Origin of the sequence: Microcystis sp. M169S2 (genome assembly GCF_020245865.1) — a bacterium.
Classification (GTDB): domain Bacteria; phylum Cyanobacteriota; class Cyanobacteriia; order Cyanobacteriales; family Microcystaceae; genus Microcystis; species Microcystis ichthyoblabe_A.
In genome coordinates this window covers 1-22,411 of sequence record NZ_JADBUB010000102.1, presented here as the reverse complement: position 1 = coordinate 22,411, position 22,411 = coordinate 1, and the positions used below count along the sequence as shown (strand labels likewise).

Here is a 22,411-nt window from a genome sequence, read left to right as displayed (position 1 = left end):
TTATGATTACAGAAACCATCACTAGAAACGAATCCCGACAACGGGAAAAGAAAAAGTTAATCACGGAAATCGCTGTTATTGTTAGTTTAGTGGTCATCTTTGCGGTGTTACTACCCTTAGCTTTGTCGGCTTTCCGTTTACGTTTATTGGGGCGATTTCTTTCCCTCGCTATTGTTGCTTTGGGGATAGATTTAATCTGGGGTTATACCGGTTTATTAAGTCTTGGTCATGGCATCTTTTTTGCTCTCGGTGGTTACGCTCTTGCCATGTACCTAAATCTTCAGTTACCCCCCGGACAACTGCCCGAATTTTTTACTCTCTACGGGGTGACAGAATTACCTTTTGTTTGGCAACCTTTTTATTCCCTACCTTTGACAATTCTAGCCCTAATTATCGTACCAGCGATCGTGGCGGGATTATTAGGTTATTTAATCTTCCGCAATCGCATTAAAGGGGTTTATTTCTCGATTTTGACCCAAGCGGCTTTACTGGTATTTTTTAACTTTTTTAACGGCCAACAAAAGTTAATTAACGGCACTAATGGCTTAAAAACCGATACCCAAACAATTTTCGGGTTGCTGGTGGGTTCCGATGCCGTTCAAGTGGCCTTTTATTTACTCACAATTGTCTGTTTACTGGCTATTTATCTCCTCTGTCGTTGGTTAACTACGGGCAGATTTGGGCGCTTGTTAGTCGCCATTCGCGATGATGAGGTGCGTGTCCGTTTTTCCGGTTATGATCCTACTTGGTTTAAGGTGTTAGTTTTTGCCATTTCTGGGGCGATTGCCGGTGTTGCCGGCGCTCTTTATACCGTGCAAACGGGAATTATCACCCCTAACTCTATGGATGTGGCTTTTTCCATTGAAATGGTGATTTGGGTGGCTGTGGGGGGACGTGCTACCCTTGTGGGGGCAGTTATCGGTACTTTATTAGTACGCCTAGCCCAAACTTTTTTAAGCGAACAATTTCCGGAAGTCTGGGTATTTTTCCAAGGGGCCCTATTCCTAATTGTAGTGACAGTGCTTCCCGATGGTCTTCTCGGTGGGATTAAACGTTTGCTGACTCATTTTGGTTTCCGCAAAACTTTAATCACCTATCCTAGTATTGAGGAAGCTCCAGAAGCGCAACTGGAAAGAGAAGAATTAGAGCATAAGTGACCTTATTCTGTTAGTATTCTCCGAGTCAGGAGTGGGTCGTCAGGAGTGGGTCATCAGGAGTCAGGAGATTATTTTTATTTATTCTTCCCACACCCCACACCCTACACCCTACACCCTACACCCTGCTCCCCAATTCATAATTCATAATTCATAATTACCAATTCCCTCTTAGAAATTATGACTGGAAAAATCTTAGAAATCGAGAATCTTACCGTTAGTTTTGGGGGTTTTAAAGCTCTCAATAATCTTAATTTCAGTATGGATACGGGAGAATTGCGGGTGATTATCGGTCCCAATGGTGCGGGAAAAACCACTTTTTTAGATGTGATTACGGGGAAAGTGCAACCCACCATCGGACGAGTATTATTTAAAGGTCGAGATCTCCGCAAAATTCCTGAATATGCGATCGCTCGTTTAGGTATTGGTCGCAAATTTCAAACTCCTAGGGTATATTTAAATCTAACTGTCCGAGAAAATCTCGATTTAGTTAGCAACCGTAATAAAAATGTTTTCTCGACTCTTTTCGGTCGTCCTCCCCTAGAAGATAGCAGAAAAGTTATTGGTTTATTGGAAATTATCGGGTTAACTGCTAAAGCTGATTTACCCGCTTCTTTACTTTCCCACGGGGAAAAACAACGCTTAGAAATTGGTCAATTAGTGGCCCAGTCACCAGATTTACTGCTAGTAGATGAACCCGTGGCAGGATTAACCGATGAGGAAACGGAAAACGTGGGTAATTTGTTGTTAAATCTAGCGGAAAGTCATTCAATTATTGTCATTGAACACGATATGGAATTTGTCCGTCAAATTGCCCGCAAAGTCACGGTTTTACACCAAGGAACTGTTCTATGTGAGGGGAATATGGAGCAAATTCAAAATGATCCGAAAGTTATTGAAGTTTATCTAGGTTCCTCGGAAGAATAAAAAGTCAAAGGATTAAAATTAGTTAAAAAGGGTTGACAATGTTACACATATCTGATCTCAATGTTTACTACGGAGAAAGTCATATTTTAAGAGATGTTGATCTTAACATTAATGCGGGAGAAATGGTCTGTTTAATCGGACGTAATGGCGTGGGTAAAACTACCCTATTAAAAACCTTGATGGGTATCTTAAAACCGCGAGCGGGAACAATTAATTATGAGCAAGAAAACCTGATTAATAAAACCTCAGATCAAAGAGCCAGATTAGGACTGGGTTATGTACCGCAGGGTAGGGATATTATTCCCCGTTTAACGGTAAAAGAGAATTTAATTCTCGGTTTGGAAGCTTTACCCACAAAAAGAAAAAATGCCACAATTCCCGAAGAAATCTTCGATTTGTTTCCCGTTTTAAAAACCATGTTATCGCGGATGGGAGGAGATTTAAGCGGTGGACAACAACAGCAATTAGCCATCGCTCGCGCCTTAGTGGGGGAACCAAAATTATTAATTTTAGATGAACCCACGGAAGGAATTCAACCGTCAATTATTCTCGAAATTGAAGCGGCGGTGCGGCGTATTGTTGCCAGCAAAGGAATCGCCGTTTTATTAGTAGAACAACACCTGCATTTTGTCCGCCAAGCTGATCGATATTACGCCATGCAGAAAGGGGGAATTGTTGCTTCCGGTTTCACAAGCGGATTAAGTCAAGAAGTCATTCAGCGATTTTTGTCGGTTTAAACTTAACTTTTTCCTTGATAAGTAGGTAGGCGTTAAAAATTATCAGACACCCCCCTTATCAAGGGGGGACTAAGGGGGGATCGGCACCCCCCTTATCAAGGGGGGATTAAGGGGGGATCGACACCCCCCTTATCAAGGGGGGCAGGGGGGATCAAAGACAAAATCTATCTTCAATTTAATTATAACCACTTACTTATATGACTCAAATAGTCGTAATTGGTGGCGGGGCAGCGGGATTTTTTGGCGCAATTAAAGCGGCAGAATCTAACCCAAAAGCTGGCGTTACTATCCTAGAAGCGGCAAAAGAACCTCTGGCGAAAGTGCGTATTTCCGGAGGGGGACGCTGTAATGTCACCCATCATTGTTTTGATGTTTCCCAATTGGTTAATTATTATCCTCGCGGTGGCAAAGCACTACGGGGAGCTTTTAGTCGTTTTCAACCCCAAGATACTATTAAATGGTTTGAATTGCGGGGGGTAAAACTCAAAACAGAAGCCGATGGGCGAATGTTTCCCAGCACCGATAATTCTGAAACTATTGTTAATTGTCTGCGGGAAAGTGCGACTTTTGCTGGGGTTAATTTAAGGCTAAATTCACCAGTTAAATCGGTAAAAAAACAGGAAGAAAGTTTTTTAATTGAATTAAAAAGAGATGAGCAAATTAGGGCAGATAAGCTTTTAATTGCTACGGGAAGTAGTCCTTTTGGTTATCGCACCGCTCAAGATTTAGGTCATTCTCTAGTCTCTCCTGTCCCTTCTTTATTTACCTTTCAAATTGCCGATCCTCGTCTGAAAGATTTGTTAGGGGTTACTGTGGATAAAGTGCGAGTTCGTCTTGGGGGAAGTAAATTAGAACAAATCGGACCTTTGTTAATTACCCATTGGGGAGTCAGTGGACCGGCTATTTTAAAACTTTCTGCTTGGGGAGCGCGGGTACTTCACGAGCATCATTACCGAATGCCTTTAATCATTAATTGGTTGGGGGATTATCATCCTGAAAAATTGCGAGAAATTATCTTACAAACTAAAAGTGAATATCCCAAAAGAAAACTTTTTAATTATTGTCCCTTTGAGCAGTTACCTAAGCGTATTTGGCAGAGTTTATTAAGTTACTTGACTGTTAACTCGGAAACTCCCTGGGCCGAATTATCTAAAAATACTCTCAATCGATTGATGATTGAATTACAGCAAGGGGAATATCAAATCAAAGGAAAAGGGGTGTTTAAGGAGGAATTTGTCACCGCTGGGGGAGTGAATCTTCAGGAAGTGGATTTTAAAACTATGGAAAGTAAAATCTGTCCGGGGTTATATTTTGCCGGGGAGGTACTAGATATCGATGCAGTTACGGGGGGATTTAATTTTCAAAGCGCTTGGACCACTGGTTATCTCGCCGGACAAGCTATGGGCAATAGAAGGGTGTAGAGAGCGCTGGAGAGGGGGAAGTGGGGAAGTGGGGAACCTTTTTTCAGTAAACAGTAAACAGTGAACTGAAAACTCACATCTGACAACAAGGGCCGAATCTAAGACCTAATTGGTTAAGCTAAAAGCTTTGATGTGCTTAGTTTCTAACCTTCTTTTTAGGTAGGAGAATTGTCAGATTCTGTCTTTTGCCTCTTGCCTGTTGCCTCTTGCCTTCAGAAGCTGAATACTGAATACTGAATACTGAATACTGACTCCTGAATACTGAATACTGACTCCTGAATACTGCCTTCGTTAAAACCGATTCCTTGATGCTGTTATTCCCAAATTGGACCGGCTGCAATTATTTCTTGGGAGGCAGTGGTAAATTGACGGAAATTTTCCACGAAACGATGGGCCAATTCTCGCGCCTGTAGGTCGTAGGATTCGCCATCTTGCCATGCTTGTCGCGGGTCGAGGATTTTTTTGGGAACTCCTGGGACAATTTCGGGGACGAGAACTTGAAAGATGGGATGAGGATGGAAAACTACTTCCTCTAAATCGCCATTTAAAGCGGCGGAAACCATAGCGCGGGTGTGTTTGATCGAAATGCGATCGCCGACTCCGTAGGGACCGCCAGACCAACCGGTATTAATCAGATAAACCGAGGTTTCGGGGTGTTGTTCTAAACGTTGCCCTAACATTTGGGCATAGACCAGGGGTGAGAGAGGGAAGAAACATTGACCGAAACAACTGGAAAAAGTCACCTGTGGGGCGGTGATTCCCCGTTCCGTTCCCGCTAATTTGCTAGTATAACCGGAGAGGAAATGATACATCGCCTGGTTCGTGGTTAATTTGGCGATTGGTGGCAGTACCCCAAAAGCATCGGCAGTTAAGAAGATAATAGTTTTTGGGTGGGTTCCCATGCCAGATACGGCACAATTAGGGATATAACGCAGGGGATAGGCGGCACGGGTGTTTTCGGTCAAACGTCCATCATCGTAGTCGGGAAGGCGATTATCGGGGGAAAGGATCACGTTTTCGAGAATAGTGCCAAATTGAATCGCTGCCCAGATTTGGGGTTCGTATTCGGCACTTAAACGGATGGTTTTAGCATAACAACCGCCTTCAAAGTTAAAAATGCCATCTTCTGACCAACCGTGTTCATCATCACCGATGAGGCTGCGTTTAGGATCGGCGGAAAGGGTGGTTTTACCCGTACCGGAGAGACCGAAAAAGAGGGCCGTATGACCGTGTTTATCCATGTTAGCGGCACCGTGCATCGGTAAAACCCCTTGTTTGGTCATCAGGTAGTTCATCATCGAGAAGACGGATTTTTTGATTTCGCCAGCGTAGCGAGTGCCACCGATGAGAACGATTTTTTTGGCCAGGTTGAGGACGATAAAGGCTTCGCTGTTCAGGTCGTCATCCTCGGGATCTCCCTGTAACCCCGGCAGGGCAATCACGGTAAAATCAGTTTGATGGGCAGCTAGTTCGACCGCACTGGGCCGGAGGAATAACTGATGGGCAAAGAGGTTATGATAGGCGATTTCGGTGACAACGCGCACGCCAAAGCGACAATTAGGATCGGACCCGACGTAACCATCGAAGATATATAGGTCTTTTCCCTGCACATAGGCGAGGACTTTTCGGTATAACTGCTGGAATTTTTCCTCGCTAATCGGGGCGTTATGCTGATTCCAGTCGATTTCCTTTTCGCTATTGGCTTCTTTGACAATGAATTTATCTTTGGGGGAACGACCAGTATATTTACCCGTTTCCACCACTAAAGCCCCATTATCGGCTAAAACGCCCTCATGATGTTCGATCGCCTGTTCGACTAATTGCGGTACGGAAAGATTGCGATAAACGCGACCGAGATTTTTCATGCCTAGGTTTTCGAGGCCGTAGGTGGGATGAATTTGATTTTCTAATTCGTAGTGGAAATTGACATTCTCCATGCGATCGGACAAGGGACAAGAGATACTATCATTGGTCAGCGTGTGTAGAGTCGGCATAACCCCAATTCTCCTGATAATTTAGTTGTCGGTTTAGAGCTAAGTTCTAGGTCTCTGATAGTGCAGTTATAGAAACTAGAAAAACTCCGTTCTCTGTCTTTTTTCACTCCCAGACACCTAAGAAGCTATATTGATTAGTTTATTTGACGATATTTGCCTGATTAATCTGGTCTTTCGCTGTCGGTAAAGCCAATCCTAGAGCGGTAATTCAGGATTATTTGCGTATTTACCCCTCATCTCCCAGTCAGGGTTTTTACCTTTTCCCTCTTGCCGATCTAACTGCTTTTTCTAGATATTTTTAGTCTATCTGTACAATAGGATGCAGACGATGTTTTTTTTACAAAAGTTAACAGCTACACAAAATTGATCCGCTAATCTAGAAGTTATCTTAATTGTCAGGTAGGAAGTCTCTGGTTTTGGGCAACGTCAGAACGCCGGAACAATAGCTGGTTGTCTAGAGATGATGACAATGATCCTAAACGTGGTCAAATTGATTTCACCGCTAATAAAAAAAGTCGATTGACACAGGGACCAGTTAGCGGCCAAAATTGACCTTATTAGCCGTTGGCAAGCTCTAGAATTGATTGTGTAACAGGTTAATTAAGTCTAGCTCGATCTCGAAAAAAAACAACTAATAATGATCATCGCAGGAGAAAGAAGCGGAGTCGGTAAAACTACGATTACCCTGGCAATCTTGGCCTATTTAATCAGTCGTGGCGATCGAGTGCAATCTTTTAAAGTCGGGCCCGATTATATCGATCCCATGTTCCATAGTCATTTTACCGGTCGCCCCTGTCGCAATCTCGATCCGGTTTTAACTTCCGAAGACTATGTAAAAACCTGTTTTGCCCAACACTGTCAAAATGTCGATTATGCTGTGATCGAAGGGGTAATGGGGCTATTTGATGGTATTCAATTAAGCGATACTCAATTTCCCGATTATGCCAGTACCGCCCATATTGCCCGTATTTTAGGGCTTCCTCTGCTGTTAGTTATCGATTGTAGTCGTTTATCCACCTCTGTCGCCGCTATTGTCCGCGGTTATCAATCTTTAGACAAAAATCTCCATCTAGCTGGAGTTATCCTCAATCGGGTTGGTAGCGATCGCCACCTGCAATTACTGCAAACCGCCCTAGAATCCATCAATATGCCGATTGTCGGGGTTCTGCGTCGTCAAGATTCCCTGACAATTCCTGATCGCCATCTAGGATTAGTTCCCAGGGATGAACTAGGAGAAATCAGGGAACTGCAAGATCAACTGGCTTCTATTGCCCAAAACTGCTTTAATTGGGACATTCTCTTGCCTTTACTGACTATTTCTCCCCAAGAGAACCCGAAAAATCCCACAGAAGAAAATAAGCTTTTTCCCCCTATCCGTATCGGTATTGCCAGAGATAAGGCTTTTAACTTTTATTATCCCGATAATCTCGATATTTTAGCCAATTTAGGCGCGGAATTAATCTTTTGGAGTCCCTTGCAAGGGGCAAATTTGCCCGAAAACCTGCAAGGGTTGTACTTTGGTGGCGGTTTTCCCGAAATTTTTGCCCCAGAATTAGCGGCTAACACCCCTATCTTAACTCAGGTGAGAAAAGCGATCGCCTCTGGAATGCCCACCTACGCCGAATGTGGGGGACTAATGTATTTATGTGACAAAATAATTGATTTTGAGCAAAAAAACCATTCTATGTTGCAAATAATCCCCCAATCTGCTATAATGTCCCCGAAGTTAACCCTAGGTTATCGGCAAGCCATCACCCAACAGGAGACGATCCTGCTCAAACCGGGTCAACCAGTGCGCGGCCATGAATTCCATCGCTCCCAATTAAGCGGGGTGAGCGACGCACCGATTTATCAACTGCAACCATTCCCCAGGGGTGCTATCAATGCCGAAGGGTGGCAAGGTAAGAATCTGCACGCTTCCTATCTCCACCTACATTTTGGGGGCCAACTGGGCCTGCCGAAAAAATTTTTAGCTGCCGGCCTTGATTTTTCCGCACAGCTGCGTTAAGCTAATTGCAGATAAATTTGATAATCAATCCGTTAAGGGATACAGGAGGTGATGTCGATGGTAGAAAGTAGTAAAAGCATGGGTCTCCTAATCGACAATAGCCGGCTGTGCGCCGGGGCTGTTCTCTAGACCCCCACGTCTAAACAAGATTTAGACTAGCTGGAGTTCCTTCCGGCAGTCTGGTGTCGATTCTGATGACCCGCTACACCGCCCTTACCGAGCAATTGGTAAGGGCGGATAGTTTTTGGGGGTTTCCCGTCATCTGAGAACCCCAGAACCAGAAGTAATACTAAATCCGTTGAGTATAGGCTAGTTATGAGGAGAGGCACTCATGCAAGAGGCACTAACGCAAAAGAGGGAATAGATAATCAGTTTTTAATAACCGGATTTAGTATAATGCCAATTTTGTCCTAAGTGAGCCTTTCTTCACTTTAACTCTACGGGCGCAAACTAACCCAGCGCCGCTTCTGGTTGGGGGACACCGTTTTAACGCCATTGACCGAGATAATATCATTGGCTAAATTGTCCGCCATCATGGGAATTAATCGATTTATATTATTTTTATAAGCTTTTATCCAGAATTGAGAGAGTTTCTCTCTCGCCTCCTCATTGACGTAGATAGTTTTATCTGGCATAATCAATACCATTGCCACATCACCGGAGTTTTCCGTGACGGCAAAGACAAACTGATCACGGTCGGACTTGAGACCTTCGTACCAGTAGTCTATGTGTTCTTCTAATTCGTATTCATAGAGAGCGCGTTCCATCTTGCCATCTTCTAGCAAGGCTTTACGCAGTGTATTGGCTATCTTTCTTTGTTTCATGGTCTTGTACCTGTTTTTGTGGGCGTTAAGTTTTGCTGATTAGGCATCACTCCATACTTAACAGTGCCACTATAGAAATTATCAATTAATCTGACAACAACCCAGTCCAGTCGTCGTTATCAAAATCAGAGAACCTTGCCCGACTCGTCTAGATGAGCCTGTTATTTGAGCTTAAGTTTTCTCCCAGTAAGGATTCTAACCTACTTGAGTTTTTGTTTAAGTGCCGTTAGTATCTAGAGGGTGGCGGTTCTTCTCGACTTTGTATGATAATTTTTGCTTATAGAATCGTCAAATGATTATCGGGCAGAACTTTTAGGGCTATTTTGTTGAAGTAACTATCAGTATAGGCCTGGTTTCCACACAGAAACCAGAAGATACTAGTGGCCACTTTGTCAACCGGTCAAGGGAAAAAAAATGAGATCGCATCTTTCCCTAAGCAATTAAATCGTGTATAATAACGGAAGAATAGCAAGGCTATATGCGTCATCAAACTGTGTAGTCAACCTATAAGGTGTGAGGAAAAAACCATCATGTTAAGAATGTTCTGGAGATCATTGCTGGTTAGCCCGGCGATTTTAGGGGCTACCCTGGTAGCTTCCGCTAATGCTAGTAGCTTCGATCCCGCCAAATCTACCAGTGTTTCTACCGAATTTAACAGTCTAGAGATCGCTCAAGTTCAGGACAACGGTGCAGGAACTGGCGAATTACTCAATCAGATCGAACAGTACGGTAACGAAGGTCAAGTTGCACCCGTAGAGGGCAACAGCATCGATCAAGTCACCAGCGTTAACCAACTGCGGGATGTTTCCCCCACCGCTTGGGCCTATGAAGCCCTAAGAAGTCTTGTGGAGCGCTATGGTTGTATTGTTGGTTATCCCGATCGCACCTTCCGGGGCGACCGAGCTTTAACCCGTTGGGAGTTTGCGGCTGGTTTAAACGCTTGTTTAAACGTGATGGAACGTTTAATTCAAGATGGTGTCAACGTCCTCAAGGAAGACTTAGATGCCCTCAAGCGCTTGATGGATGAGTTTCAAGCCGAGTTAGCAGCTTTAGGAGCTAGAGTTGATAACTTAGAAGGTCGGGTGTCTTTCCTCGAAAATAACCAATTCTCCACCACCACCAAATTAGCTGGGGAAGTCATCTTCGCTGTCACCGATACGGTCGGTGCCGGTAGCCCCGCCTCCCAAGCTGCCATGCAGTACCGCGCTCGTTTAGTTTTAAACACGAGCTTCACCGGTCAGGACGTGTTGAAAACTCGTTTAGCGGCGGGTAGTGCCACTCCCTTCGGATTTGATTACAAATCCACCACCACACTGCAAAATGGTGATCCCGCTTCCGTCAGATTCGATAATCTGCAAAGTCCCTCCCTATTCCAAACCTGGACTGCTGCGGGTAACGGTAGCGATGTGGTTCTCGACTGGTTGGCCTACTATACCCCGATTGACTTAGGTTATTTTGGTCGCTTCAACACCTACGTCGCCGCTTGGGGCGGTATTTGGAATGACTTCGTTCCCACCACTAATCCCTTCTTTGAAGACTTCGACGGTGGTAATGGTGCGCTTTCGACCTTCGCTTCCGAAAACCCCATCTACCGTATCGGTGGTGGTTCTGGGGCTGGTGTTAGCCTACAGTTAGGCTTCCTCCAAAGCATTGTCGGTCCGACCTCCCTATCCTTGGGTTACTTAGCCGGTGGTGGTGGCTCTAGTTCTGCGGCCAATCCTAACCCGGGTAATGGTCTCTTTAACGGAGATTACGCCGCTTTAGCACAGATTAACGCTAACCTCTTTAACTTCCTCAACGTCGGCTTCACCTACGTTAATGCCTACCAAGGTGCCGACACCGCCATCTTCGGTAACGGTGGTTCCTTCGGTGTGACGGGAAGTTCCGCCGCTAACCTTTCCCAAACTCAGTTAAACACCCTGCTCAACGTCAACGGCAACCCTCCTGGAGATGTAACCCTACAGGATGAAGTCGGTTTCTTCAACTTCGGAGCCAAAGTATCCAATAGCTACGGTTTAACCGGTGCAGTGGATATTGGTTTCGCCAGCTTGAGTGCCTTCGGTTCCTACTCCACCGTGCGTTTACTCGGTCTCGGTGACGCGGAAGTGTGGACCTACGGTGCTGGTATTGCCTTCCCCGACTTGGGTAAAGAAGGAAATATCTTAGGTCTGTTTGCTGGTGCGCAGCCCTACATCGGTCACTTAAGCTTCCGAGACATGGGGCTAAAAGTATCTAACATCGTTCCCTACCACGTTGAATTGTTCTACAAGTACCAAGTCACCGACAATATTTCTATCACCCCCGGTGTCATCTGGATTTCTGCACCTGAACAGTTCAAAGGCACTGGTAACGAGTGGATTGGCACTCTCCGCGGAACCTTTACCTTCTAGGATTTCCTAAATTAAACCCGAAACCCCACCCATGGTGGGGTTTTGTTTTAGGCAAATAGACGCTGATATTCTATCTGGATACAAGCATCCATAATTACATTTAAACCCGCCTCGATCGCCTTTTTTTCGGCAACTGGGTGATAAATTTTCAATTGTGTCCAAAGAGTAGCAGCCCGAATAGCAATAGCTGACTCGACAATTTCGGGTAAATAATCAGGATGACGAAAAACGTTAACAATATCCACAGGTTCGGGGATAGCCTCTAGAGAAGGATAGCAGCTTTGACCGTCAATTTGCTTGACCATCGGATTGACAGGATAGACTCGATAACCCACCGCTTGCAGGAATTTGGCCACCTGATAGCTGGCGCGGCTCGATTTCTCAGAATGCCCGACCACTGCGATAATTTTACTATTGCTGAAGATGGTTTTGAGCGCACCATCGTCTCCTTTAATATTCGGCATTGTCCCACCTATCTTAGAACAGAGTTTCGTTTCTGATAAAGATGAAGTTTAACCTAATTTGGCATCGACTTTTGACGGCAGCTTTAGCCACTCTGGAGAACTGGCAGCAATGTTTAACTTTTTTACCGGAAAAACAGTTATTACACATCCCAATCAATCCCTCGGTATCTGTAGGAAAATTTACCCGATGGTCGCCCCTAAATCCTCTGACTTTAGTTAGTACAAAACCTCATGAATTATCTTAGTATTATCATTCCGACTCTTAATGAGGAGTTAAGAATTGCAGCAACGTTAAAACAGATAGGTGAAGGAGTAGAAATTATTGTTGTCGATGGGGGAAGTACAGATAAAACCAGAGAAATAGCCGAACAATTGGGAGCAAAGGTAATTATTTCACCCAGTAAAGGTCGTGCATTTCAGATGAATTTAGGAGCAAAAATAGCGAAAGGAGATGTTTTGTTATTTCTGCATGGAGATACTTTACTTCCCCAAAATTATCAAGAACAAATTATCGATACTTTATCCCAATCTGGGATAGTAGCGGGGGCCTTTGAATTAAAAATTGATGGAGAGGAAAAAACCCTGCGTTTAGTGGAAAAATTAGTTAATTGGCGTTCTCGCTGGTTTTCTCTTCCCTACGGAGATCAAGGAATATTTTTAAAAGCCTCAATCTTTGCCGATTTAGGCGGTTTTCCTGAGTTGCCAATTATGGAAGATTTTGAATTAATACAAAGATTGAAAAAAAGGGGTAAAATAGCCATAGTTGCTGCTCCAGTGATTACCTCGGCAAGACGTTGGCAAAAATTAGGAGTTGGCAAAACCACCTTAGTTAATCAATTAGTTATTATTGGTTATTATCTAAAAATTCCGCCGCGCTTGTTGAAAAATTTTTATCGTTTATGGTAATAAAGGCTTGCTTAAAAAGTATTTTAGGTCATTGTGCAATGTAGGGGCGCAACGTGGTCAGTGAGTTTATCGAACTGCTTACACCGAAAATGTAATATAGAGATGCAGCCGATTGCGTTTAGGAGTCCGTCGATAAAAACTTTTCTCTGCCAAGGCACCGATCGATAGGATAATTAATAATCGGAACATCTGCTCTGAGAATATGTCTCTTGATCGCCGTCAATTTCTTTATCTTTTAGGTGCTACCCTTGGCACAGCCACTCTTGCCGGTTTTAACCGTCCCGCTTTTGCTGCTACTGGTCCCTATGGTCTTATCGCCCTACCCTATAGCTATGATGCCCTAGAACCTTATATCGATAAGGAAACGATGCAATTTCATCACGATAAACACCATGCAGCCTACGTTAATAATCTCAACGCGGCAGTGGCAAAATATCCAGAATTGCAGAAAAAAACAGTAGTAGAATTAATTAAAAATCTTGACTCTTTACCCGCCGATCTTCGCATCACTATCCGCAATAATGGCGGCGGCGATCTTAATCATACGATGTTTTGGCAGATTATGTCCCCCGATGGCGGTGGCGAACCAACAGGAGAAATAGGAGCGGCAATAATCGCTAAATTTGGCAGTTTCGAGGAATTTAAAAACGCTTTCAACCAAGCAGGTACTAAACTTTTTGGTAGTGGTTGGACATGGTTGGTTTTAAATAAGTCAGGACAACTAGAAATTATCAGCACCGCTAACCAAGATAGCCCCCTAATGATGGGATTACAGCCAATTATGGGCAATGATGTCTGGGAACACGCCTATTACTTAAAATATCGTAATCAACGGGCTGAATATTTAAAACAGTGGTGGAATGTGGTTAACTGGGAGGAGGTAAATCGCCGCTATCTTCAGGCAAAAGCTTAACGATGACAACTTTTACGGTAACAGTTCCCGCTACCACTGCTAATATTGGGCCCGGCTTCGATTGTCTCGGAGCGGCCTTAACCCTATATAATCAGTTTACTTTTACCCTGCTGCCGGCAACGACAGCTAACCCTGTCAGCATTAGTGTCAAGGGAACTGAATCAGCTAAAGTTAGCCAAGGTGCTGATAATTTAATCTACACTTCTTTTTTGCAAGTTTATCAAAAAATAGGACAGAATCCGCCCCCCATCGCCATCGAGATCGGTTTAGGGGTTCCTCTGGCTAGAGGTTTAGGTAGTTCTGCTACTGCTATTATCGGTGGGTTAGTGGCTGCCAATCAATGTGCGGGAAATCCTTTATCTATGGGGGAAATCGAAGCATTAGCGATCGCTTTGGAGGGCCATCCAGATAATGTGGTGCCGGCTTTGCGGGGCAACTGTCAGCTATCGGCAGGGGACAGCACAAATTGGGCTATTTGTCAAGTATTTTGGCAAAAAAATCTCGTTCCCGTCCTAGCGATTCCCGATTTTGAACTGGCTACGGAAAAAGCTCGGGCGGTTTTACCGGAAAAAATTAGCCGTCAGGAGGCAATTTTCAATATTTCCCGCTTGGGTTTATTATTGCGGGGATTAGAGACGGGTAACGGCGATTGGCTGAGAATTGCCCTAGAGGATAAACTGCATCAACCCTATCGCCAATCTTTGATCCCGGGTTACGAAAAGGTGAAAAAAGCCGCCATTAATGCCGGTGCTTACGGGATGGTAATTAGTGGCGCAGGTCCCACCCTATTAGCTTTAACTAACCCCGACAATGCCCAAAAAACAGCCACAGAGATGACGAATGCTTGGGAGGAAGTGGGGATTAACTCTAGTACCAAAATTTTGGCTTTAGATACCCTAGGGGCGCGGGTAAACTGTTAAGAGTCCCTGGCAGATGGGTGTAGGGTGTGGGGTGTGGGGTGTAGGGTGTAGGGTGTGGGGTGTGGGGTGTGGGGTTTAGGGTGTAGGGTGTGGGGAAGTGGGGAGAAAAAAGCTGTCTCCTGTCTCCTGTCTCCTGTCTCCTGACTCCTAACCCCACCAACAAACTTTTTCAGCAAACCCTAATTATTAAGAAAATGACGCGAATTACCGTTATTGGTGCAGGGATTGGCGGACTAACGGCGGCGGCATTATTGGCGCGTCGAGGTTATCAAGTCACAGTATATGATCAGGCGCTTGTCCCCGGGGGTTGTGCCTCGACTTTTTCCCGTCGGGGTTTTACTTTTGACGTGGGGGCAACTCAAGTGGCAGGATTAGAAGTAGGGGGCATTCATCAGCGCATTTTTGCCGAATTAGGGATAGATTTACCCGATTCTGTCCCCTGCGATCCCGCCTGTGCCGTTTTTCTGCCGGGGGAAACCACTCCGATTAATGTCTGGCGCGATCGGCAAAAGTGGCAAGAGGAAAGACAAAAACAATTTCCGGGCAGCGAACCTTTTTGGCAATTATTACAAAAACTTTTTCAAGCAAGTTGGCGTTTTCAAAGTCGCGATCCAGTTTTACCCCCGCGCAACTGGTGGGATTTAGGGCAATTAATCGCCGCTTTGCGTGTAGATACTGCCATTACCTTTCCCTTTACTTTGATGACTGTGGGCGATGCTCTGCGATTATACGGCTTAGAGAGGGATAAACGCCTAAAAACCTTCCTTGATCTCCAGTTAAAGCTTTATTCCCAAGTTAATGCCGATGAAACTGCTTTACTTTATGCCGCCACCGCCTTGGCAGTTTCTCAGTCTCCCCAAGGTTTATCCCACCTTCAGGGTAGTATGCAGGTATTAAGCGATCGCCTAGTAGCAGCTTTGGAAAAATACGGCGGTAAATTGCAAATGCGCCACACAGTGGAAAAAATACTGACAGAAAAGAAAAAATCCACGGGAATTATCGTCAGAAATCAAAAAAATGGTCAAATATATCCAGAAATGGCCGATGAGATTGTGGCTAATATCCCGATCCAAAATTTACCACAATTAATCGATCGCGAAGCCATTCCCAGTCTTTATCACCGGAGAATCGAAAAACTTCCCCCCGCATCCGCTGCTTTTGTGGTTTACTTAGGAGTCGATCGCGCTGCTATTCCCCCCGATTGTCCCCCCCATTTGCAATTCCTCTACGATTACGATGGCATAATCGGCGAAAATAACTCTTTGTTTGTTTCCGTGAGTAAAGAAGGGGATGGCCGCGCTCCAGTGGGAAAAGCGACGATTATTGCTTCTTCCTTCACCGATACCAGTCTTTGGTGGCAAAAAGGAGAAGATAATTATCAGCAATTAAAAGCAGCATACACCCAAGAGGCGATCGAGCGTCTCGGTAATTATTTCCATCTTAGTCCTGATCACATCGTTCACATCGAATCAGCTACACCTCGTACTTTTGAGCGGTTTACGGGGCGAAATCAGGGCATTGTCGGCGGTATTGGTCAAAGATTGTCCACTTTTGGCCCTTTTGGCGTAGCGACGCGCACTCCGATCCCCCATCTTTGGTTAGTAGGAGATTCCACCCATCCGGGAGAAGGCACTGCCGGAGTCAGCTATTCGGCGCTAACCGTAGTTAGACAGATTGAGAATCAATTAAGTAGTCGTGCAAAATAAATTTCCTAGTGAAGATAGGCAAGAGGCAATAGGCAATAGGCAAAAGCTTTATCGAAATGTGTAATTAATTTTGCTTAGGTACTTAGCTTCTAGTTAGCCGTAATTATGAATTATGAATTGGGAAGAATAAATAAAAGCAATCTTCTGAATACTGAATACTGAATACTGATAACTGAATACTGATAACTGTTAACTGTTAACTTACCCACTGATAACTGATAACTGATAACTGATAACTGTTATAAAGCGCCAGCTGCCGTGCGCTCGAGTATTCCCGATCCTATATGAGAGGTAATATTAATTGCTTGTAGGACCGGTTGAGAGTCAACTCCTTTGGGATAATCGATAACGCTAACCGCACCATTTCCCTGTTTAATATTCCAGAAATTGGCGGGTTTTAAACCCAATAAATAACAAAGAATCACCTTATTAATAGCATCGTGAGCTACTACCATAATTGTCTTAGGACTATCGCTATTACTATAGGTTTTAACGATTTGCCGCCAACAAGCGATCGCTCGATCCCAAACTTCCTGTAAATTCTCCCCTTCCGGCATTTGCACGGTTTCCGGGGCATTTTTCCAGTCTTCTAACATCCCGGGGAAACTCGCTTCAATTTCCTCCTCTAATTTACCTTCCCAAAGTCCGTGACAGATTTCTGTCAGATCCCCTTGGGTATCTAAGGTGACATCGGGGTGATATTGCAGGATAATTTGGGCAGTTTCCTTGGGACGGGACAAAGGACTGGTGACAGCGTGATTTATCGCCGTTTCTCGCAGAAATTCGGCGGCTTTCTCAGCTTGAGCTTTGCCATTATCATTGAGAGGAATATCGCGCACACCTTGAAAACGTTTATCCCGATTCCATTGGGTTTCTCCGTGACGCACCAGCAGCAGCCTCGATCCTTGGAAAGGAGGACGTGGTGGGGGTAAAGCTATCCCTAGGTGTGCCGTTTGATTGAGGGATTCCACCTGAACAGGATCACCAAAATCACCCGTAAAATTGAGAACATTAACGCAACAGTTAGATTGTTGCAGGGAATGGTATAAGGAAACCGGAATACCGATGGCACTGAGGATTAAACAGCGATTAATGCCGTTATGGGCAACAATGAGGATAGTTTGGCCCTCGTGTTGGGGAATAATTTCTCGCCAAAAATCCTGCGCTTGTTGATAGAGAGAGAGAACGGGATAATGTTCCTGACCATCGGGCAGTATCATCTTAAATTCGTGAGGTTTTTGGTGCCAATCCCGATATTCTTGCGGGTATTGAGCTTTTACCTCCTCTTTGACCATATTTTCCCAGATAGGCAGATCGATTTCTAGTAACTGCGAAGTGGGTTGAATGACGGGAGAGTTATTTAAACGAGACTGAATCACCTCAGCAGTAGATTTGGCTCTTTGGAGAGGACTACAGTAAAAAGCGGCGATATCGATTTGACTGAGAGCATTTCCTACTTTTTCCGCGTCCAGATGCCCTTTTTCCGTCAAAACCGAGCCATCACTGCGACCTTGTATTTTCTGCTGTGCGTTATAACTGCTTTGTCCATGACGAACAATAATCACACGGGTAGCCAAGCGGTTCAGTCTCCTTAACTAAAAGTCTCAATATCAGATTACAGGCGATCGGGATCGGAGTACAAATCAGTAATCGGTAATCAGTAATCAGTGGAGATCTGCGAGCATTTGTACTAAAATTTCCTTATGCAGTTTCAAGGCAGCACAGCGTATCAAAACTTCCTGACATGAAAATCTCTTTGGGATCAAGGGTTTGGCGTTTTTATCAAGAAATCATGACAATGTACTTGGTCAAAATCGGAATCTTACTGTTTAATAGGTATTTATAACAAGCGATTCCCTTGATCCCCATCGAGTGGATCTCTCGTTCACAAAGCAATCGATGAGTAGTTAGAAGGATTACCCAGATCACTGCTTTTGCAAATGCCCAAAAACATTTGCCGTCGTAACTAATCGGAGAGCGTCAACTCATGGTTCCAGAATACCCCCCCTTAGATGAGATGACCTTGCGGCAACTGCGACGAGTTGCCAGTCAATACAGCATCTCTCGTTACAGTCGGATGCGGAAAACGCAGTTAATCGAGGCAATTACCCAAGCTATGGGAGTAAGCGGCAATTTTAAATCTATTATTAAAGAGGAAAAACCAGTGGAAGCAGCAAAATTTGAATTAGGTCAAGCTAACCCGATCGAAGATATCCTAGGTTCGGTGGATGATGGTTTAGGAGATCTGCCCGGTGGCTACGGTGAAAATCGCATTACCCTGTTACCTCGCGATCCTCAGTGGGCCTATGCTTACTGGGATATCCCCAACGAATCAAAAGAAGATTTGCGTCGTCAAGGGGGACAACAATTAGCCCTACGTCTTTATGATGTCACCGATATCGATCTCAATAGCCAAGGCGCCCACAGTGTCCAAGAATATCTCTGTGATGAATTAGCCCGGGAATGGTATTTACCGATTCCAGTCAGCGATCGAGATTATGTTATCGATATCGGTTATCGTTGTGCTGATGGTCGTTGGTTAGTTTTGGCCCGTTCTCCTTTAGTGCGGATTCCTCCCGTCTATCCTTCCGACTGGATTGAAGATATTTTTGTCACCGTTAACTGGGAAGAAGAACTGGTGGGCAAAACTGTTTACGAACTCGTTCCCCCCAGCAAACGCTACGGCAGCAGCGCCGGAACCACGGGAACTAGCCCCATCTACGACCAAATTTTCGAGAGTGTCGGCGATATGGAAGCCCTACGGGTGGCCGGTTCCTTGTTTGGTTCCATGCAGCACGTCGCTGGTTCCGTACCGATGTCGGAAGTGATCAGTTCTTATGTATTCCCCTCCGGAGTTGGTATGTGGGCAGTTCCCACGGTATCGGGACTAACCGCTTCCGGTATCGGGATGACTGCTTCTGGTATCGGTATGGGTGCTTCGGAAACCCTACAACGTCCGCGCAAATTCTGGTTAGTTGCCGATGCAGAATTAATCGTCTATGGTGCCACCGAACCCGATGCCACCGTAACTATCGGTGGTCGTCCGATTAAACTCAATCCCGATGGCACTTTCCGCTATCAGATGTCCTTCCAAGATGGTTTAATCGATTATCCGATTATGGCCGTAGCCGCCGATGGGGAACAAAATCGTTCTATCCACATGAAATTCACCAGGGAAACCCCCTCTCGCAATACCAACACTAAAGACGAGGCGGTTCTAGAATGGTTATTCTAGATTGGGTTTTCTAACGTTACCAAAGCCAAACCAATTACTTCCCCCTAACTGAGATTTAGTTAGGGGATTTTTTTTGAGAAGATAACGGCTTTTATTCCCAAATCTGACAGCTTAAATCGCCCGATTTTTGGGAAAGACGCAGATTTTCACCGTAATCGACGGGAACATCGATCACCGTAGGGACATCTTGCCGGAAAGCATCCTCTAGTGTCGGGATCAAATCCTGAGTAGATTCCACCCGATAGCCTTTTAATCCCATACTTTCAGCAAATTTAACAAAATCGGGATTACCAAACTTAATAAAAGAAGATGTCCCAAAATAGTTTAACTGCTTCCATTCGATTAAACCGTAACCGCCATCATTAAAGATGAGAGTGACGAAGGGAGTTCCCACCCGCAAAGCTGTCTCCAATTCCTGACAATTCATCATAAAACCGCCGTCCCCCGTCACCGCCACGACGCGCTTATCGGGATGAACTAACTTAGCGGCGATCGCACCAGGGATAGCAATACCCATAGCGGCGAAACCGTTAGAAATAATGCAAGTATTAGGACAATCGGAGTGATAATGGCGGGCCATCCACATTTTATGAGCGCCCACGTCACAAATAGCGATATCTTCCGGTCCCATCACCTGACGCAGATCGTAGATCAATTTTTGTGGCTTGATCGGAAAACCCGTATCATTGGCATAGGTTTCGTAATCGGCCCGAATTTCCGTCTTTAATGCTGCGGTGACAGGAGTTGGTTTATTCTGGCGATCGGCCCGTTTGAGGATATCGATGAGAGAATCGGTGATATCACCCACCACTTCCACCACCGGAGCATAACTGCTGTCAATTTCCGCCGGAGTCATGCCGATGTGAATAATCGGTAATTTCCCCTCTGGATTCCATTTTTTCGGCGAATACTCGATTAAATCGTAACCAACAGCGATAATTAAATCACTGCGATCAAAGGCACAACTAATCAAATCCCGTTGCTGTAATCCTACCGCCCAAAGAGCCAGAGGATGGGTATAGGGAATCACCCCCTTACCCATAAAAGTGTTAGCCACAGGGATATTCAAGGCCGTGGCGAATTCCGTTAAAGCTTCACTAGCATTAGCGCGAATTGCCCCATTTCCCGCCAAAATCAAGGGATTTTTGGCTTTAGAAATCACTGCCGCCGCCATATTCAAAGTCCGATAGGAAGCGTAAACTTTTTCCTGACTATCGAGGGGCAAAGGACTACCATCGGCAGCCATAGCGGCGATATTTTCGGGAAGATCGATATGAACTGCCCCCGGTTTCTCACTTTGGGCGGTTTTAAAGGCTCTCCGTACCACTTCCGGGGTGATACCCGGCCGGACGATCTGTTTATTCCATTTCGTCACCGGGGCGAACATGGCCACCAGATCCAGATATTGATGGGATTCAATGTGCATTCGATCGGTTCCCACCTGGCCGGTGATGGCCACCAAGGGCGCCCCATCGAGATTAGCATCGGCTACCCCCGTCATCAGGTTAGTCGCCCCCGGTCCTAGGGTGGAGAGACAAACCCCCGCTTTTCCCGTCAAGCGTCCATAGACATCGGCCATAAAAGCGGCGCCCTGTTCGTGACGGGTGGTGATAAATTTGATCGAGGAGTTTTTTAGGGCTTCCAAAACATCGAGGTTTTCTTCCCCGGGTAGCCCAAAAATATACTCGACCCCTTCATTCTCTAGACATTTAACTAGAAGTTCGGCTGTGTTTAATTCCCCCATAATTCCCTCCTGTAGAGCTTACTTCATCAGTAAAGTCTCTAGAGATAGTTCATCCCGGCGGATTGAGGTTGTTGCGCTCAACTCGTCGGGATGATATCAGTAGACTATATGTACCAATGTAGCTGACTAAAATTTTGTTTAAGTCTATCCATATACCATTGTGACTTAGATCTTGACCCTTGGCAGATTATTTATTCGCACAATGGGGGAGAATTTTTTTTAGGCCGTTAATTCTTCGGCGGCGTGGGCCAGTTGGGCGGCGACTTTGGCTAAATAGGGACGACTTAACCACCAGATGAAGGGGGACAGCCAACCGCGCAGGGTGACAGAATAGGAAATATAACTACCACAGAGGGTTGATTCCACTTGGTAGGTCATTTTCTGTTCCATGCCGGGGATAGCGAGAACTCTGAGGCTGAGGAGTTCCCCGGGGCGGACATTTTCCACGAAAACCCGGATAGGAATGGGAGTCAGACGGGTGACAGCTTGATAGATTAACCCCGGTTTAGCGATTAAACCCAAGGGAACATCAGCCTTGGCAATCAAAGGATGCCAAGAGACATCGGCCACATTGATTAATTTTTGCCAGAGGACATCGACAGGGGCGCTACTGACCACCCGATAGGTTTTGTAGAGTGAAAACTTACAGAATAGTCTGCCTTTGGCCGCTACAATCCTTAAGGAAAAATTGAGAATCACCGATTGCCTCCCGCAAAAATAATCCGGCGAATTTTCTATTGTAAAAAATAAATGGCTTTCCGGGAGTGTGAGCTTTTTATAATTTTAACTTAGTCTCAGCAGAAGTCCCTCACTTAAGTGCGATCAAATGAATGCTCTATTTAACTTGGTATCATAACGTAAGTAGCTGGTTATAATTAAATTAAAAATGGATTTTGCCTTTAATCCCCCCTTGATCCCCCCTTGATCAGGCTGTCCTTTAGTCACATCTTTCTTAACATTTCAAACCTTTGTAGCACAAGGCTTTCAAGACTCGGTTAACAATTTGTAATATTCCTTGTTGACACCCTTACTGACAAAGAAAAAACTGAAATCAAGTCAGGATAAGGG

Annotated in this window: 20 protein-coding genes; 13 read left to right on the top strand and 7 right to left on the bottom strand. The window is 45.0% G+C overall.

Going from position 1 to position 22,411, the window contains the following annotated elements; genetic code table 11:
• Positions 1-2: 2 nt before the first annotated feature.
• From urtC to IM485_RS10300, 5 genes are all read left to right on the top strand, one after another.
• The gene (gene urtC, locus IM485_RS10320) at positions 3-1,157 is read left to right on the top strand and encodes an urea ABC transporter permease subunit UrtC (protein ID WP_287742905.1); all 1,155 of its coding nucleotides are present in this window, start codon (positions 3-5) and stop codon (positions 1,155-1,157) included.
• Positions 1,158-1,188: 31 nt separating this feature from the next.
• Positions 1,189-1,311 (top strand): hypothetical protein, encoded by a 123-nt coding sequence (locus IM485_RS10315; protein ID WP_287742903.1) that lies wholly within the window; start codon positions 1,189-1,191, stop codon positions 1,309-1,311.
• Between the two features lie 23 nt (positions 1,312-1,334).
• Positions 1,335-2,081, top strand: coding sequence for an urea ABC transporter ATP-binding protein UrtD (urtD, locus tag IM485_RS10310; protein ID WP_104396923.1), 747 nt, complete (start codon positions 1,335-1,337; stop codon positions 2,079-2,081).
• Positions 2,082-2,119: 38 nt separating this feature from the next.
• Positions 2,120-2,818 carry an urea ABC transporter ATP-binding subunit UrtE gene (urtE, locus tag IM485_RS10305; RefSeq protein ID WP_004163060.1) on the top strand — a complete coding sequence of 233 codons (699 nt, stop codon included), beginning with the start codon at positions 2,120-2,122 and terminating at the stop codon, positions 2,816-2,818.
• A gap of 197 nt (positions 2,819-3,015) precedes the next feature.
• Complete coding sequence (locus IM485_RS10300) at positions 3,016-4,239, top strand: BaiN/RdsA family NAD(P)/FAD-dependent oxidoreductase (RefSeq protein ID WP_012264228.1); 1,224 nt, start codon at positions 3,016-3,018, stop codon at positions 4,237-4,239.
• A gap of 314 nt (positions 4,240-4,553) precedes the next feature.
• On the opposite strand, the gene pckA is transcribed toward IM485_RS10300, so the two are convergent.
• A complete protein-coding gene (gene pckA / locus IM485_RS10295; protein ID WP_287742899.1) occupies positions 4,554-6,233 on the bottom strand; it encodes a phosphoenolpyruvate carboxykinase (ATP) in 1,680 nt (559 codons plus the stop codon).
• A 637-nt stretch (positions 6,234-6,870) separates the two neighbouring features.
• Here pckA and IM485_RS10290 point away from each other — a divergent pair.
• The gene (locus IM485_RS10290; RefSeq protein WP_104396920.1) at positions 6,871-8,241 is read left to right on the top strand and encodes a cobyrinic acid a,c-diamide synthase CobB; all 1,371 of its coding nucleotides are present in this window, start codon (positions 6,871-6,873) and stop codon (positions 8,239-8,241) included.
• A 437-nt stretch (positions 8,242-8,678) separates the two neighbouring features.
• Here IM485_RS10290 and IM485_RS10285 read toward each other — a convergent pair whose 3' ends face one another.
• Positions 8,679-9,065, bottom strand: coding sequence for a hypothetical protein (locus tag IM485_RS10285; protein WP_002800703.1), 387 nt, complete (start codon positions 9,063-9,065; stop codon positions 8,679-8,681).
• A gap of 530 nt (positions 9,066-9,595) precedes the next feature.
• On the opposite strand from IM485_RS10285, the gene IM485_RS10280 reads away from it, so the two are divergent.
• Positions 9,596-11,455 carry an iron uptake porin gene (locus tag IM485_RS10280; protein ID WP_104396919.1) on the top strand — a complete coding sequence of 620 codons (1,860 nt, stop codon included), beginning with the start codon at positions 9,596-9,598 and terminating at the stop codon, positions 11,453-11,455.
• 47 nt (positions 11,456-11,502) lie between these two features.
• Here IM485_RS10280 and IM485_RS10275 read toward each other — a convergent pair whose 3' ends face one another.
• On the bottom strand, positions 11,503-11,919 hold the full coding sequence (locus tag IM485_RS10275; RefSeq protein WP_002771573.1) for a CoA-binding protein: 417 nt from the start codon (positions 11,917-11,919) through the stop codon (positions 11,503-11,505).
• 41 nt (positions 11,920-11,960) lie between these two features.
• On the opposite strand from IM485_RS10275, the gene IM485_RS10270 reads away from it, so the two are divergent.
• The 4 genes from IM485_RS10270 (at position 11,961) to thrB (ending at position 14,658) form a co-directional block, all read left to right on the top strand.
• Positions 11,961-12,164, top strand: coding sequence for a hypothetical protein (locus IM485_RS10270; protein ID WP_287742896.1), 204 nt, complete (start codon positions 11,961-11,963; stop codon positions 12,162-12,164).
• Positions 12,151-12,825: a TIGR04283 family arsenosugar biosynthesis glycosyltransferase gene (locus IM485_RS10265; protein ID WP_287742895.1), complete on the top strand. Its 675-nt coding sequence runs from the start codon at positions 12,151-12,153 to the stop codon at positions 12,823-12,825. Before IM485_RS10270 ends, IM485_RS10265 begins: the two co-directional genes overlap by 14 nt.
• A 202-nt stretch (positions 12,826-13,027) precedes the next feature.
• On the top strand, positions 13,028-13,738 hold the full coding sequence (locus IM485_RS10260) for a superoxide dismutase (RefSeq protein WP_104396916.1): 711 nt from the start codon (positions 13,028-13,030) through the stop codon (positions 13,736-13,738).
• Positions 13,739-13,740: 2 nt separating this feature from the next.
• Positions 13,741-14,658, top strand: coding sequence for a homoserine kinase (gene thrB, locus IM485_RS10255; protein ID WP_287742892.1), 918 nt, complete (start codon positions 13,741-13,743; stop codon positions 14,656-14,658).
• On the opposite strand, the gene IM485_RS10250 is transcribed toward thrB, so the two are convergent.
• Positions 14,655-14,834: a hypothetical protein gene (locus IM485_RS10250; protein WP_287742889.1), complete on the bottom strand. Its 180-nt coding sequence runs from the start codon at positions 14,832-14,834 to the stop codon at positions 14,655-14,657. The two genes, thrB and IM485_RS10250, sit on opposite strands and share 4 nt — an antisense overlap.
• 18 nt (positions 14,835-14,852) lie before the next feature.
• Here IM485_RS10250 and crtD point away from each other — a divergent pair, with 18 nt between their 5' ends.
• A complete protein-coding gene (gene crtD, locus IM485_RS10245; protein WP_287742886.1) occupies positions 14,853-16,364 on the top strand; it encodes a C-3',4' desaturase CrtD in 1,512 nt (503 codons plus the stop codon).
• A gap of 239 nt (positions 16,365-16,603) precedes the next feature.
• Here the strand turns inward: crtD and IM485_RS10240 are convergent, their stop codons facing one another.
• Positions 16,604-17,941, bottom strand: coding sequence for a histidine phosphatase family protein (locus tag IM485_RS10240; RefSeq protein WP_287742883.1), 1,338 nt, complete (start codon positions 17,939-17,941; stop codon positions 16,604-16,606).
• Between the two features lie 410 nt (positions 17,942-18,351).
• Between IM485_RS10240 and IM485_RS10235 the strand changes: the two genes are divergently transcribed.
• Positions 18,352-19,599 (top strand): DUF4912 domain-containing protein, encoded by a 1,248-nt coding sequence (locus IM485_RS10235; protein ID WP_287742880.1) that lies wholly within the window; start codon positions 18,352-18,354, stop codon positions 19,597-19,599.
• Between the two features lie 91 nt (positions 19,600-19,690).
• On the opposite strand, the gene IM485_RS10230 is transcribed toward IM485_RS10235, so the two are convergent.
• Both IM485_RS10230 and IM485_RS10225 read right to left on the bottom strand, forming a co-directional pair.
• The gene (locus IM485_RS10230; RefSeq protein ID WP_287742877.1) at positions 19,691-21,343 is read right to left on the bottom strand and encodes an acetolactate synthase large subunit; all 1,653 of its coding nucleotides are present in this window, start codon (positions 21,341-21,343) and stop codon (positions 19,691-19,693) included.
• Between the two features lie 219 nt (positions 21,344-21,562).
• Positions 21,563-22,042, bottom strand: a complete 480-nt coding sequence (locus IM485_RS10225) for a hypothetical protein (RefSeq protein ID WP_002782775.1) — start codon at positions 22,040-22,042, stop codon at positions 21,563-21,565.
• Positions 22,043-22,411: the final 369 nt, after the last annotated feature.